The sequence below is a fragment of the Methylorubrum sp. GM97 genome, from assembly GCF_024347855.1.
GTDB classification, from domain to species: domain Bacteria; phylum Pseudomonadota; class Alphaproteobacteria; order Rhizobiales; family Beijerinckiaceae; genus Methylobacterium; species Methylobacterium extorquens.
In genome coordinates, this window is sequence record NZ_AP025942.1 from 982,734 (window position 1) to 995,872 (window position 13,139).

The following is a 13,139-nucleotide window of genomic DNA, read 5'->3' on the forward strand; positions in this document are numbered from 1 at the left end:
TGGCCGCCCTGCGACGTTCGGCGCAAGGCGCGGCGGCTTTGATCGGCTCCACGCCGACCGGCTCCGCCTTAGCTAGTGGATTTCAGGCACCGGCGAAATCTTTGGGCGAAATCGTCGGGTGGACGCCGCCCGACAGGGGGCTTCATGGAACGGGTCGTGATCTACGGCGGAACCGGCGGCATCGGCCTTGCCACGGCGCGGGCCCTGCGCGGACGGGGGGCGGCCCTCCACCTCGTCGGCCGCGATCCGGAGCGCCTGGAGCGGGCGGCCTCCGAACTCGGCGAGACCGGTTTCCGCGCGTCGCCTCGGAGGCGGGCCCGCGCCTCGGCGGCCTCGTCTACGCGGTCGGCACGATCCAGCTCGCGCCTTTGGCCAAGCTCGACCCAGCGCGCATCGAGTCTGATTTCCGCATCAACGCGCTCGGTGCCTTTCTGGCGGTGCAGGCAGCGGCCCCCGCGCTCAAGGCCGGAGCGGGAGAGGCAAGCGCGGGCGTGGTGCTGTTCTCCACCGTCGCCGTCGCGCAGGGCTTCTCGCACCATGCCTCGGTCGCCATGGCCAAGGGGGCGGTCGAGGGGCTCGCCCTCTCGCTGGCGGCGGAACTCGCGCCCGCGATCCGGGTGAACGTCGTCGCCCCCTCGCTGACCCGTACGCCGCTCGCCGAGGCCATCACCCGCAACGCGACGCTGGCCTCCGGCATCGCGTCGATGCACGCGCTCCAGCGCCTCGGCGAGCCCGAGGATGTCGCCGCACTCGCCGCCTTCCTCGTCGGCCCGGAGGCGGGCTACGTCACGGGGCAGGTGATCGGCGTCGATGGCGGGCGCTCCTCACTGCGGACCAAGGGGTAAGCCGGCCTCAAGCATCGTCCCGAACCGTGGCGGCGGCTTTCGGTATGATGCCTCAAAGCGCGCTCCAGACGGCGAGGGAGACGTAGGGGTTCCACTGGTTGAGCCGCGTCTCGAGTTGGCCTCCGGCGGAGAGGCGGAAGCGGTAGCCGCCCATCGCGTAGTCGGTGACATGCAGCCCGACGCTCCATTTCCGGTAATCGGTCTGGTCGCCGTAGAAGGCCGCCTCCGGGCCGAGATACGCGCCGAACAGCGCGGTGCCCCAGGACAGCCGGGCATAGGCGTCGCCGCGGGCGGAGCCGAGGATCACCGTCGCGGTCATCAGGGTCGTCTCGGTCGGTCGTGCCCAGACCTCGCCGTGCAGGCGAAAACCCGCCCGCAGGGGCAGCGCCTGCACGAAGCCGGGGCCGGACAGCGCCTCCCAGGAGGCTTCCGGGCCGGCGAACACCGTCACCGCCCCCCATTCCCGGATGAACTGGTAGCCGCCGAGCGCTGCCCCGAGCGCGGTGAAGCGCGTCAGGACCGGCATGCCGCCTCCGCCCTCCAGCCGCACGCCGCCCCCGGCCGTCACCAGGGCGACGGGGCCATCGCGGTCGAACCGATCGAAGACGAGCTTCGCTCCGGCTGCGGAAAACGCGGAAGCGCCGGCATCCATGCTGCCGAACAGGACCGTCCGAAGGGTCGCATCGTCAGCGCGGGCCGGGTCACAAGCGAGGGTGACGAACGGGGCGAGGACAGCGAGGGCGAGACGGCTTGCGGCCCGCCGGGACGGAGCCGGGTGGCGCAGGCCATCACGGGAGGATGCGCGTTTCGACATTGGAGGTCGCGCAGTCGTCGGCGGAACGACCAATGGTTGTCACAGCAACCGGCTATAGTTAAGAGAAATTTACAACTTAAGATAAGTTAACGGTGTGGATTTACTTGAAATAACTACACCGGCGATTTCAACAACCTGAGCGTGGAAAGGCCCCGTGTGGCACGGCACGCGCGCGCCGGTCGGAGCGCTTGGCGGATGGGCTGGGTTGGGCTAGAGCCGCGCTTACCGAAAAATCGAACGGCCGAGCCGGTTTGTCCTCCGCTGCGCGCACTTCCGACGTTCTCACGATGCTTGCGAGCCAGGAGAGCGAGCGTCTGACCGTCGGCGACATCATCGCCGTGCTGCGGGACCGCGCTTTCGCGCTGCTCGTGGTTCTGCTCGGCCTGCCCAACTGCCTGCCGATGCCGCCGCCGATCCCGCTGGTCTGCGGTCTGGTCCTGCTCGTCATCGCCATTCAGATCGTGGCCGGCATGTCCGCCCCATGGCTGCCGCGTCGGCTGCTCGATCAATCGATCGCCCGCGAAACGGTGGCGAAGGCGGTGAAGCGGGCGGTGCCCCTGCTGCGCCGGCTGGAGCGCTGGTCGCGCCCGCGCCTGAGCGTGTTCGACGGCGCCGTCGGCATGCGCGGCATGGGCGTGCTGATCCTGGCGCTGGCGCTGGCGCTCATCGTGGCCCCGCCCTTCTTCGGCCAGATCCCGCTCGGACTCGCGGTCTCGCTGATCGGCCTCGGACTGGTGGAGCGCGACGGGTTCGTGGTGCTGATCGGCCTGTTGATCGGCGGCGTCGGCGTCGGGATCTCGATCGGCTTCGTCTACACTCTGTTCGCCAGCATCATGGGCGCCTTCGCCTGGCTCTCGCAGGCGATCCCCGGCCTCGGGCTGTAGCGCCTCTCCAAGCCGCCGAACGACCCCTCTCCTGAACGGGACCGCTTTGCCGGCAGGGGCCGCGTGCCCTCGATCGGGGCGGCGCCGCTCGGCGTGATCCGCGAGTGTCGGCGAAGCGATGAATGCGGTCGCCCAGGGCGGATCGCCGGAAACGGGATCGCCCCCGCCGATGGGTCCGCTGCGCTGACGCTTTCGACGATCCCCTATGCCAACTGCTCGATCATCCCGTCGCGGATCGTCACGCGGCGGTCCATGCGGGCGGCAAGATCCATGTTGTGGGTCGCGATCAGCGCCGCGAGGCCGGAGGCGCGCACGAGCTGGAGCAGGATGCTGAAGACCCGGCCTGCGGTCTGGGGATCGAGGTTGCCGGTCGGCTCGTCGGCAAGCAGCAGGCGGGGCCCGTTGGCGACCGCGCGGGCAATGGCGACGCGCTGCTGCTCGCCGCCCGACAGTTCGGCCGGGCGATGCGGCAGCCGCTCCTTCAGGCCGAGGAAGCCGAGCAGTTCGGCAGCGCGCGCCTCCGCCTCCTTGCGGGCCAGCCCGCGGATGAGCTGCGGCAGCACCACGTTCTCCAGCGCCGAGAACTCCGGCAGTAGATGGTGGAACTGGTAGACAAAGCCCATCTCCTCGCGCCGCAGGCGGGTGCGCTCGCCATCCGACATGCCGGCCGTGGGCTGGCCGCCGATATAGACCTCGCCGCCGTCCGGACGCTCCAACAGGCCGGCCACGTGGAGCAGGGTCGATTTGCCCGCGCCCGAGGGCGCGACCAGGGCGACGAGTTCGCCCGGCCAGATCGCGAGATCGGTGCCGCGCAGGATTTCGAGCGTCCCCTCGCCCTGGTGGTAGCGGCGCTGGACGCCGGCGAAGAACAGGGCCGGCACGGGCTGGGCGCCGCCGGCATTCGTCTGAGCCATATCGGGGGCGTTCCGTCAGCCGTAGCGCAGGGCCTGCACCGGATCGAGCCGGGCGGCGCGCCAGGAGGGATAGAGGGTCGCCGCCAGCGACAGCAGCACCGAGGTGATCACAATGATGACGACCTCGCTCGTGTTCATCTCGGCCGGGATCTCGGCGAGGAAGCGCACGGTCGGGTCCCAGGCGGTGGGAAACAGAGTGCGCTGGATCGGCTTGATGTTGAGGGTGAACAGCACCCCGCCGATCAGCCCGATCGCCGTGCCGACGAGGCCGATCAGCGCCCCGTTGATGAGGAAGACCCGCATGATCGTGCCCGGCGTCGCCCCCATGGTGCGCAGGATCGCGATGTCCGAGGACTTGTCCCGCACGAGCAGGATGAGCCCCGAGATGATGTTGAGGGTCGCCACGATCACGATGAGGTTGAGGATCAGGAACATCACGTTCCGCTCCACCTCCAGCGCGCCGAAGAAGGTGCGGTTGGTCTGGCGCCAGTCGGTCAGCAGCACCGGGCGCTCGGCCGCCATCTCCAGGGGCTCGCGCATCTCGCCCACCGCGTCGGCATTGTCGAGATAGATCTCGATCACGCTGACATCGCCGTCGCGGTTGAAGAAGGCCTGCGCCTCGGCCAGCGGCATGAAGGCCATGGTGGTGTCGAAATCGGTCACGCCGATCTCGAAGATCGCCTTGACGGCGTAGGTCTTGGTGCGCGGGGCGGTGCCGAACGGCGTGCTTGCGCCCTTCGGCGTCGAGAGCGTCACCTGATCGCCTGCCTGGAGGCCGAGGGCGTCGGCGAGCCGCTTGCCGAGCGCCACCCCCTGGCCGTCGTCGAAGCCTTCGAGCGTCCCGCCTTTGATCGCACCGGAGACGGCGGGGATCTTCGGCAGGTCGGCCTCGCGCACGCCGCGGACCAGCACGCCGGAGCCGCCATAGGGCGAGGAGGCGAAGGCCTGCCCCTGCACCATCGGCACCACGGCGCGCACGCCCGCGACCTTTTCCAGCCGGTCGGACAGATCGACGTAGTCGGTGAACAGCCGGTCGATCGGCGCGGCGAAGACGTGGCCGTTGAGCCCGATGATCTTGGAGCGCAGTTCCGAGCGGAAGCCGTTCATCACCGAGAGCACGATGATGAGGGTGGCCACCCCCACCGCGATGCCGAGCACGGAGAACAGGGCCACCACCGAGACGCCGCCGCCCCGGCGGCGCGCCCGCAGGTAGCGCCCGGCGATGATCCACTCGAACCCCGCGAAGGGCGGCGTGGAGGCGCTCGCGCGGGCGTTCTTCAGCCGCGCGAGAATGCCCTTCAAGGAGACACCGGCCTTACCCAACGCAAGCGCCATCGCGGCCGGTCCTCAGAGGCGCCGGATGCGAGCGGGGAGATCGACGGGATCGAGGGTCTCGCGCTCCCCGCTGGCGCGGCGCTTCAGCTCGATCTTCCCCTCGGCCAGACCCTTCGGGCCGACGATCACCTGCCAGGGCAGGCCGATCAGGTCCGCGGTGGCGAACTTGGCGCCCGGCCGCTCGTCGCGGTCGTCGTAGAGAACCGACAGGCCCGCCGTCTCTAGGGCCGCCTGGATCTCGGCGCAGGCCGTGTCGCAGGCGCCATCCCCGACCTTGAGGTTGATCAGCGCCACGTCGAAGGGGGCGATCGCGTCCGGCCAGATGATGCCGGCCTCGTCGTGGCTCGCCTCGATGGTCGCCGCCACGAGCCGGCTCGGGCCGATGCCGTAGGAGCCCATATGGACCGGCCGCTCGCTTCCGTCGGGGCCGGTGACGACCGCCTTCATCGGGGTCGAGTACTTGGTGCCGAAATAGAAGATATGGCCGACCTCGATGCCGCGGGCGGAGAGACGCGAGGCCTCCGGCACCTCGGCGAAGACCGCCTCGTCGTGCATCTCGTCGGTGGCGGCGTAGTGCGAGGTCCAGGCATCGACCACGCCCTGCAGCCCGGCCACGTCGTCGAAATCGACGGACGGGGGCGGCACCGGCATGTCGAGATAGGCCTGATCGCAGAAGACTTCGCTCTCACCGGTCTTGGCCAGGATGATGAACTCGTGGCTGAGATCGCCGCCGATGGGGCCGGTATCGGCGCGCATCGGGATCGCCCGCAGGCCGAGCCTCTCGAAGGTCCGGAGGTAGGAAACGAAGACCTTGTTGTAGGAGTGGCGCGCCGCGGCCTGATCGATGTCGAAGGAGTAGCCGTCCTTCATTAGGAATTCGCGCGAGCGCATAGTGCCGAAACGCGGGCGCACCTCGTCGCGGAACTTCCACGAGATCTGGTAGAGGTTCTTCGGCAGATCCTTGTAGGAGCGGGTGCTGGCCCGGAAGATCTCGGTGACGACCTCCTCAGCGGTCGGCCCGTAGAGCAGTTCGCGCTCGTGGCGGTCCTTCAGGCGCAGCATCTCCTTGCCGTAGGCCTCGTACCGGCCGGATTCGCGCCAGAGGTCAGCGGCCTGGATCGTCGGCATCAGGATCTCGATGGCGCCCGCGCGGTCTTGCTCGGCGCGGACGACGTCGCAGACCTTATTCAGAACGCGCAGACCCAGCGGCAACCACGCATAGATGCCGGCTGCCTCCTGGCGGATCATGCCGGCGCGCAGCATCAGGCGGTGCGAAACGATCTCCGCTTCCTTCGGCGTCTCGCGCAGGATCGGCAGGAAGTAGCGGGAGAGACGCATCATTCGACCTTGGAAGCGGGCGGGCGCAGCCGGAGAGGAGCTAGGCCAGCGTGCGGAGGCACACAACACATTGCCCCCGCAAAACACAAGCGCCCTGCGAACACAGGGTCGGCCGGCAATGCGGCGGAACGAAGCCGGCGAAGCAGCCGGGCGCAGCGTTCGCGAGGGCCGGTGAAGGCGGTTTGACGCGTCGTTTGCAAAAAAGCGCCGCGAACCGTCTCTACCCTGATGACAAAGGGAAATGTTCTTCCTATAAGCAGCGCCGTGATGGTCGCAGCCCACAAGGCAGCGCACGGTCCGGGTCTTGGGAGGAACAATCAGCCAACGCGCCGCAAGCAATGCGCGACATAAATCAGGCTGAAAAATACTTCGGTTATCCAAAGCAAGGCCTCGTGCCTTGCTTTTTGTTTTTGGACCGAGCCTCTTCTTCGGCGCAGTGGACGTCTACTCGGGAGGCGGAGCGCCCCGTCGCCCTTTACAGGCGGGCGAGCGGGAAGATCAGCAACGCCGCGAAGAACGCGATGGCGGCCAGGAGCGTCGTCAGCAAAGCCTTCTCACGCAGGCGCGGGCTCGCGGGCGCTCCCGGATCCTGGCCGGGCACCAGCCGCTGCGGATCGGCCTCGGCAGCATTCCCCAGCGGCAGGATCGCGAACAGGAAGGTCCACCACAGCACGAAGTAGAGCGCCAGCGCGCCGAACACCGTCAGCTCGAACCCCTTCACGGCCACCGTCGCGAACAAAGCGGTCAGCGCCAGCACGGTCAGAAGGGTCAGCGGGGTCGAGGCGGTCAGGGTGCGAAGGGACAAGCGGGTCATCATTTTCAAACGATATGAAACGGCCGGGCCCGTGCCCGACCGATCGAGTGGGACTGAAGAACGGTCCCTCAGACCTGCTCCAGCTCCACCAGCGTTCCCAGGAAGTCCTTGGGGTGGAGGAAGATCACCGGCTTGCCATGGGCGCCGATCCTCGGCTCGCCGGTGCCGAGCACGCGGGCTCCGGCCGCCTTCATCTGGTCGCGGGCGGCGATGATGTCCTCGACCTCGTAGCAGACATGGTGGATGCCGCCGGCCGGGTTCTTGTCGACGAAGCCCTGGATGGTCGAGTTCTCGCCGAGCGGCGACATCAGCTCGACCTTGCTGTTGGGCAGTTCCACGAACACCACCGTCACGCCGTGCTCCGGCTGCGGCAGCGGCTCGGTCACCTTGGCGCCGAGCGTGTCGCGGTAGACCGCCGTCGCCGCATCGAGATCCTTCACCGCGATGGCGACGTGATTGAGCCGTCCGATCATTGCTGCCTCCCTCCCTTGTTGTCTCGAACGTCGTGCCCAGCCATCCGCGCCGGGCTTGATGGATGCGATCCCGCGCGCCTCTCTCTCCGGAAAGGTCGCGCATTCACGCGGCGCGCGCCCGCTTGCCGTGGCGAAGCGGGCGCGACGCCATCACACCTCCACCACCTGCACGTGGCAGGCGGGCTTCTTGCCCCAGGCCTCATTGACGGCGGAGCGCACGGCGCGATCGACCGCGTTCTCGACGGCCTCCGAATCCTTCATCTTGCCGCGCGGCAGACCGTTGAGGGTGCGGTTGACCGTATCGACCACAGTGTCGAGCAGCGGTTCGCCGGTCCGGCCGCGATTGGGCAGGCCCATGATGTCGACCGCCGGATCGCCGATCACCTCACCGCGCTCGTCGATGGCGATGGCCACCGAGACGATGCCGGTCTGCGAGAGCTTGCGCCGCTCGGGGATCGCCCGGTCCTTGGAGTCGATGAGGACGTTGCCGTCCTTGTAGAGCCGCCCGGCGCGGACGTGCTCGACCACCTCCGGCTTGCCCGGCGCGAGGCGGACCACCGCGCCGTTGCGGGCCTTCACTACCGACTCGACGCCCTGCGAACGGGCAAAGCGCGCATGCTCGTCGAGATGCAGCGCCTCGCCGTGCACCGGAACGACCGCCTTCGGCCGTGTCCAGGAATACATCGTCACCATCTCCTCGCGGCGGGGATGGCCGGAGACGTGGACGAGTTCGGTACGGTCGGTGATGACCTCGATGCCGTCCTCGATCAGGTCGTTGATGATGGAGCCGACATCGCGCTCGTTGCCGGGGATGGCGCGCGACGAGAAGATCACCCGGTCGCCGGCCGTGAGCGAGATCGCCGGATGGTCGTGGCGCGAGACCCGCGACATCGCCGCCCGCGGCTCGCCCTGCGAGCCGGTGAGCAGGCAGACCACCTTGTCGCGCGGGATGTGGGAGTAGGACTCGGCCGCGAGGAAATCCGGCAGCCCGTCGAGGTAGCCGCACTCGCGGGCGACATCGATCACCCGATCCATGGCGCGGCCGACGGCAATCACCTGACGCCCGCAGGCCTGCGCGGCTTCCGCCACGGCACGGATACGCGCGACGTTGCTGGCGAAGGTCGTCACCGCCACGCGGTGGGGCGCGTTCTCGATCAGCTTGTGCAGGGTCGCGGAGACCTCGGACTCGCTCGGCGAGCGGCCCTCGCGCAGCACGTTGGTGGAGTCACAGATGAGCGCGAGGATGCCCTCGTCGCCCAAAGCCGTGAACGCCTCGGGGGACGTCGAGTCGCCGGCCACCGGGGTGTCGTCGAGCTTCCAGTCGCCGGTGTGGAGCACAAGGCCGTGCTCGGTGCGGATCGCCACCGCGTTCGATTCCGGGATCGAGTGGGCCACGGGCACGAACTCGATCTCGAACGGCCCGACGGTCACCCGACGGCCCGGCTTGATCTCGCGGAGATCCACCTTCGGCGCGCCGGGCTCGGAGAGACGGCGGGTCTCGAGCAAGTTCTTGGCGAACCGCGTGGCGTAGACCGGCGCCTTGATGCGCGGCCACAGCTCGGAGATCGCGCCGATATGGTCCTCGTGCGCGTGGGTGATGAAGATGGCGAGAAGGTCCTTCTTGCGCTCCTCGATGAAGGTGAGATCGGGGAACATCAGGTCGATGCCGGGCAATCCCTCTTCGCCGGCAAAGCCCATTCCGCAATCGACCATGATCCATTTGCGCTGCTTCTCGGGTCCGATCCCGTAGAGGCCCGCATTCATGCCGATCTCGCCCACGCCGCCGAGCGGCACGAAGACGAGTTCGTCCTGCCGTGTCGTCATCTTGTTCGTCTATCCAGTCTCAGGCCGCCGTCGCGGCACTTCCGAAATGCACCTCGCCCGCCGTCACGGTTCGTCGGGTTCCGTCCGGGGCGAGGATCACGAGCCGCCCCCCCTCGTCGATCGTTTCAAAGATGCCCGTCAGCGTGACTTCGGCCATGCGAACCGACACGGGGGCCCCTACCCCCGCCGCGCGCTCCAGCCACCGCCGCCGGATATTCGAGAATCCGCGCCCCTTGTTCCAGATCCGGACGGCTTCGACAAACCGTTCCGACAGGAATTCGAGCAGCATCGGCGCATCCGCCGCGGAAAAAGCCGCAAGCGCCGCCGCCGGATAGGGCAAACCGTCCGGCGCCGCCGCGACGTTGACGCCGAAACCGACCACCACCGCCCGCCGCCCGCCCGGCAGCGTCTCGGCCTCCAGCAGGATGCCGGCGAGTTTTTGGCCGTCGGCGAGGACGTCGTTGGGCCATTTCAGATGGATGGCGGCAGCGCTAGGAGCAATGCCCTGCGGCAGCGGTGCATCCCCCATCTCCGCACGCGGGGAGAGGGCTAAACGGCACGCATCGCGCAGAGCGTCCACCAACGCCACGCCCGCCACGAAGCCCAGCGTGGCCACCATCTCCGGCGCCACGCCGGCCACCGGCATCAGCAGGCTCGCGGCGAGGTTGCCCTCCGGCGAGGTCCAGGCGTTGCCGCGTCGGCCGCGGCCCGCCTCCTGGCGTTGGGTCGTGACCCAGAGCGGGCCCGTCTCGCCGCCCTGGGCGAGGCGCATGGCCTCGCTGTTGGTCGAGTCGAGCCGGTCGTGGCTGTGGAGCCGATGCCCCTCGGACCGGGCCGCCTGACTTAGCCGGAACTGCATCCGCCTCAGGACAGCGACCTCAGAACAGCGACTTGGCAGCGTCGCCCGCCGCCGCGACCAGCGGGGCCGGAACGAGGAAGAACAGCACCACGACCGCGCTCGACACGCCGAGCACGATGGCCGAGCCCGGCGGGATCCGCTCGTAGGGGGCCTTGGCCTCGTCGAAGTACATCACTTTGACGAGGCGCAGGTAGTAGAAGGCGCCGACGACCGAGGTCACCACGCCGACGACGGCGAGCGTCACGAGGCCCGCCTTGATGGCGGCGGCGAAGACGTAGAACTTGGCGAAGAACCCGGCGAGCGGCGGGATGCCGGCGAGCGAGAACATCATCGCGGCAAGGCAGAAGGCCAGCCACGGATGGGTGCGCGAGAGGCCCGAGAGATCGTCGATCGTCTCGAACATCTGGTCCTTGCGGCGCATGGAGAGCAGCACCGCGAAAGCGCCGAGCGTCATCGCGAGATAGATGATCATGTAGATCACCACGCCGCGGATGCCCTCCTCCGAGCCCGCGGCGAGGCCGATCAGGGCGTAGCCGACATTGCCGATGGAGGAATAGGCCATCAGGCGCTTGATGTTGCGCTGGCCGATCGCGGCAAACGAGCCGAGCGCCATCGAGGCGATCGAGACGAAGATGATGATCTGCTGCCAGACCGCCGTGACGTCGGGGAAGGCGCCGATGAAGACGCGCACCGTCATCGCCATGGCCGCGATCTTCGGCGCGGAGCCGAAGAAGGCGGTGACCGGGGTCGGCGAGCCCTCGTAGACGTCCGGCGTCCACATGTGGAACGGCACGGCGGCGAGCTTGAAGGCGACGCCGGCGGCCACGAACACGATGCCGAGCACGATGCCGAAGCTCGACGGACCGTCGAGCGCGGTGACGATGCCGGGGAAAGAAACCGTGCCGGTGAAGCCGTAGACCAGCGAGGCGCCGTAGAGCAGCATGCCCGACGAGAGCGCGCCGAGCACGAAGTACTTCAGGCCGGCTTCCGTGGACTTCACGTCGTCGCGGTGGAAGGCGGCGATGACGTAAGCCGCGAGCGATTGCAGCTCGAGACCGAGATAGAGCGAGATCAAGTCGTTGGCCGAGGCCATCACCAGCATGCCGACGGTGCAGAGCACGATCAGGATCGGGTACTCGAACCGGTCGATGCGCTCGCGCTGAAAATAGTCTCGCGACAGCAGGATGGTCGCCGCCGAGCCGATCAGGATCAGCGCCTTCATGATCCGCGCGAATGGATCGGCGATGAAAGCGCCGTTCAGCGTCGTCACGCTGCCCGACTGGGAGACGACGAGGAAGAAGGTGAAGATCAGCAGAATCAGCGCGCCGACATTGACGCCCTCGGACGAGCGCTCGCCGCGCCACGCCCCGTAGAGCACGAGCAGCAGAGCGCCGACGCTCAGGATGATCTCCGGCAGGACCGGCGTGATCGCCGGCAGGACGGACTGGATCGGGGTCATCGCGCGGCGGCCTCGACGGTTTTCTGGGACTCGAGGGCGGCCGTCTTCTCCGCGGCGGCGGATTTCGCGGCTTTGGCAGCGGCCTCGGCGGTCTGCGTGTTGGCAAGCGCCCCGCGCATGTTCTGCACCAGCGCTTCGGTGGACGGCGCGAAGGTGTCGAGCACGGGCGCCGGGTGGACGCCGTACCAGATCGTCAGCGCGACGAGCGGCGCGATAATGATCTTCTCACGGGTGTCGAGGTCCAGGATGCCCTGGAGGTTGGGCTTGTCGAGCTTCCCGTAGATCACCCGGGCGTAGAGCCACAGCGCGTAGCCCGCCGAGAGGATGATGCCGAAGACCGAGAAGAAGGCGACCGTGGGGTTGGCCTTGAAGGCCCCCATCATCGCCAGGAACTCGCCGACGAAGCCCGAGGTGCCGGGAAGGCCGACATTGGCCATGGTGAAGACCATCATCGCCGCCGCGTAGAGCGGCATCCGCTTCACGAGGCCGCCATAGGCCGCGATCTCGCGGGTATGCATCCGGTCGTAGACGACGCCAACGCAGAGGAAGAGCGCGCCCGAGACGATGCCGTGCGAGATCATCAGGAACAGCGCGCCCTGGATGCCCTGCTCGTTCAGCGTGAACAGGCCGAGCGTCACAAAGCCCATATGCGCCACCGACGAGTAGGCGATCAGCTTCTTGATATCGGTCTGCATCATCGCGGTGAGCGAGGTGAAGATGATCGCGATCACCGACAGCGCGAAGACCAGCGGCGCGAACTGGGCGCTCGCATCCGGCAGCATCGGCAGCGAGATCCGGATGAAGCCGTAGCCACCCATCTTCAGCAGGATGCCCGCCAGTATCACCGAGCCCGCGGTCGGCGCCTCGACGTGGGCGTCGGGGAGCCAGGTATGGACCGGCCACATCGGCATCTTCACCGCGAAGGAGGCGAAGAAGGCGAGCCAGAGCCAGGTCTGCATATGCACGGGGAAGCGGTGCGCCAGCAGCGTCGGGATGTCGGTGGTGCCGGCCTCCCAGTACATCGCCATGATGGCGAGCAGCATCAGCACCGAGCCGAGCAAGGTGTAGAGGAAGAACTTGAAGCTGGCGTAGATGCGCCGCTTGCCGCCCCAGATGCCGATGATGAGGAACATCGGGATCAGGCCGGCCTCGAAGAACAGGTAGAACAGCACCAGATCGAGGGCGCAGAACACGCCGATCATCGTCGTCTCGAGGACGAGGAAGGCGACGAAGTACTCCTTCACCCGGTTCTCGACGGACAGCCACGACGCCCCGATGCAGAACGGCATCAGGAAGGTCGTGAGCAGGATCAGCGGCATCGAGAAGCCGTCGACGCCAAGCTTGAACCGGATCGTCTCGGCGAGCCACGCATGGCTCTCGACCAGCTGGAAGCTCGGGGACGCGATGTCGTAGCGGGCCCAGGCGGCCAGCGAGAGCAGGAAGGTGACGATCGTCGTGATCAGCGCCGCCCAGCGGGCGTTGCGCTTCACCGCCGCCGTCTCCTCACCCAGCGTCAGGATGAAGGCGGCGCCCGCGAGCGGGACGATCAGAAGCCCGGAGAGAATGCCGAGGCCGAGCAT

11 protein-coding genes and 1 pseudogene are annotated in these 13,139 nt (G+C 68.0%); 2 read left to right on the top strand and 10 right to left on the bottom strand.

Going from position 1 to position 13,139, the window contains the following annotated elements; all coding sequences use genetic code 11:
- Window positions 1–144 precede the first annotated feature (144 nt).
- Window positions 145–845: pseudogene (locus MSPGM_RS04725) on the top strand (SDR family NAD(P)-dependent oxidoreductase).
- A gap of 52 nt (window positions 846–897) precedes the next feature.
- Here MSPGM_RS04725 and bcsS read toward each other — a convergent pair.
- Window positions 898–1,659, bottom strand: a complete 762-nt coding sequence (bcsS, locus tag MSPGM_RS04730; protein WP_261926180.1) for a cellulose biosynthesis protein BcsS — start codon at window positions 1,657–1,659, stop codon at window positions 898–900.
- 251 nt (window positions 1,660–1,910) lie between these two features.
- On the opposite strand from bcsS, the gene MSPGM_RS04735 reads away from it, so the two are divergent.
- The gene (locus tag MSPGM_RS04735; protein WP_256371270.1) at window positions 1,911–2,543 is read left to right on the top strand and encodes an exopolysaccharide biosynthesis protein; all 633 of its coding nucleotides are present in this window, start codon (window positions 1,911–1,913) and stop codon (window positions 2,541–2,543) included.
- A gap of 203 nt (window positions 2,544–2,746) precedes the next feature.
- Here the strand turns inward: MSPGM_RS04735 and MSPGM_RS04740 are convergent, their stop codons facing one another.
- The 9 genes from MSPGM_RS04740 to MSPGM_RS04780 form a co-directional block, all read right to left on the bottom strand.
- On the bottom strand, window positions 2,747–3,457 hold the full coding sequence (locus tag MSPGM_RS04740; RefSeq protein ID WP_003598168.1) for an ABC transporter ATP-binding protein: 711 nt from the start codon (window positions 3,455–3,457) through the stop codon (window positions 2,747–2,749).
- Between the two features lie 15 nt (window positions 3,458–3,472).
- A complete protein-coding gene (locus MSPGM_RS04745; protein ID WP_003598170.1) occupies window positions 3,473–4,792 on the bottom strand; it encodes a lipoprotein-releasing ABC transporter permease subunit in 1,320 nt (439 codons plus the stop codon).
- A gap of 12 nt (window positions 4,793–4,804) precedes the next feature.
- Window positions 4,805–6,130 (bottom strand): proline--tRNA ligase, encoded by a 1,326-nt coding sequence (gene proS / locus MSPGM_RS04750; RefSeq protein ID WP_003598172.1) that lies wholly within the window; start codon window positions 6,128–6,130, stop codon window positions 4,805–4,807.
- 475 nt (window positions 6,131–6,605) lie between these two features.
- Window positions 6,606–6,947 carry a DUF1467 family protein gene (locus tag MSPGM_RS04755; protein WP_012752224.1) on the bottom strand — a complete coding sequence of 114 codons (342 nt, stop codon included), beginning with the start codon at window positions 6,945–6,947 and terminating at the stop codon, window positions 6,606–6,608.
- A gap of 65 nt (window positions 6,948–7,012) precedes the next feature.
- Window positions 7,013–7,417: a methylmalonyl-CoA epimerase gene (gene mce, locus MSPGM_RS04760; protein WP_003598176.1), complete on the bottom strand. Its 405-nt coding sequence runs from the start codon at window positions 7,415–7,417 to the stop codon at window positions 7,013–7,015.
- A gap of 150 nt (window positions 7,418–7,567) precedes the next feature.
- Complete coding sequence (locus tag MSPGM_RS04765) at window positions 7,568–9,241, bottom strand: ribonuclease J (RefSeq protein ID WP_261926181.1); 1,674 nt, start codon at window positions 9,239–9,241, stop codon at window positions 7,568–7,570.
- Window positions 9,242–9,260: 19 nt separating this feature from the next.
- Window positions 9,261–10,100 (bottom strand): biotin--[acetyl-CoA-carboxylase] ligase, encoded by an 840-nt coding sequence (locus MSPGM_RS04770; RefSeq protein WP_003598178.1) that lies wholly within the window; start codon window positions 10,098–10,100, stop codon window positions 9,261–9,263.
- A 19-nt stretch (window positions 10,101–10,119) separates the two neighbouring features.
- Window positions 10,120–11,559 (bottom strand): NADH-quinone oxidoreductase subunit NuoN, encoded by a 1,440-nt coding sequence (gene nuoN / locus MSPGM_RS04775; protein ID WP_003598179.1) that lies wholly within the window; start codon window positions 11,557–11,559, stop codon window positions 10,120–10,122.
- Entirely contained in the window at window positions 11,556–13,139 is a 1,584-nt protein-coding gene (locus MSPGM_RS04780) for an NADH-quinone oxidoreductase subunit M (RefSeq protein WP_003598180.1), read from the bottom strand. Before MSPGM_RS04780 ends, nuoN begins: the two co-directional genes overlap by 4 nt.

What these genes read in the sequence shown, in the direction of transcription:
- MSPGM_RS04770 (WP_003598178.1), bottom strand. Translation starts at nt 10,100, where the DNA reads ATGCAGTTCCGGCTAAGTCAGGCGGCCCGGTCCGAGGGGCATCGGCTC.
- MSPGM_RS04740 (WP_003598168.1), bottom strand. Translation starts at nt 3,457, where the DNA reads ATGGCTCAGACGAATGCCGGCGGCGCCCAGCCCGTGCCGGCCCTGTTC.
- mce (WP_003598176.1), bottom strand. Translation starts at nt 7,417, where the DNA reads ATGATCGGACGGCTCAATCACGTCGCCATCGCGGTGAAGGATCTCGAT.
- MSPGM_RS04765 (WP_261926181.1), bottom strand. Translation starts at nt 9,241, where the DNA reads ATGACGACACGGCAGGACGAACTCGTCTTCGTGCCGCTCGGCGGCGTG.
- nuoN (WP_003598179.1), bottom strand. Translation starts at nt 11,559, where the DNA reads ATGACCCCGATCCAGTCCGTCCTGCCGGCGATCACGCCGGTCCTGCCG.
- bcsS (WP_261926180.1), bottom strand. Translation starts at nt 1,659, where the DNA reads ATGTCGAAACGCGCATCCTCCCGTGATGGCCTGCGCCACCCGGCTCCG.
- MSPGM_RS04780 (WP_003598180.1), bottom strand. Translation starts at nt 13,139, where the DNA reads ATGCTCGGCCTCGGCATTCTCTCCGGGCTTCTGATCGTCCCGCTCGCG.
- MSPGM_RS04755 (WP_012752224.1), bottom strand. Translation starts at nt 6,947, where the DNA reads ATGATGACCCGCTTGTCCCTTCGCACCCTGACCGCCTCGACCCCGCTG.
- MSPGM_RS04745 (WP_003598170.1), bottom strand. Translation starts at nt 4,792, where the DNA reads ATGGCGCTTGCGTTGGGTAAGGCCGGTGTCTCCTTGAAGGGCATTCTC.
- proS (WP_003598172.1), bottom strand. Translation starts at nt 6,130, where the DNA reads ATGCGTCTCTCCCGCTACTTCCTGCCGATCCTGCGCGAGACGCCGAAG.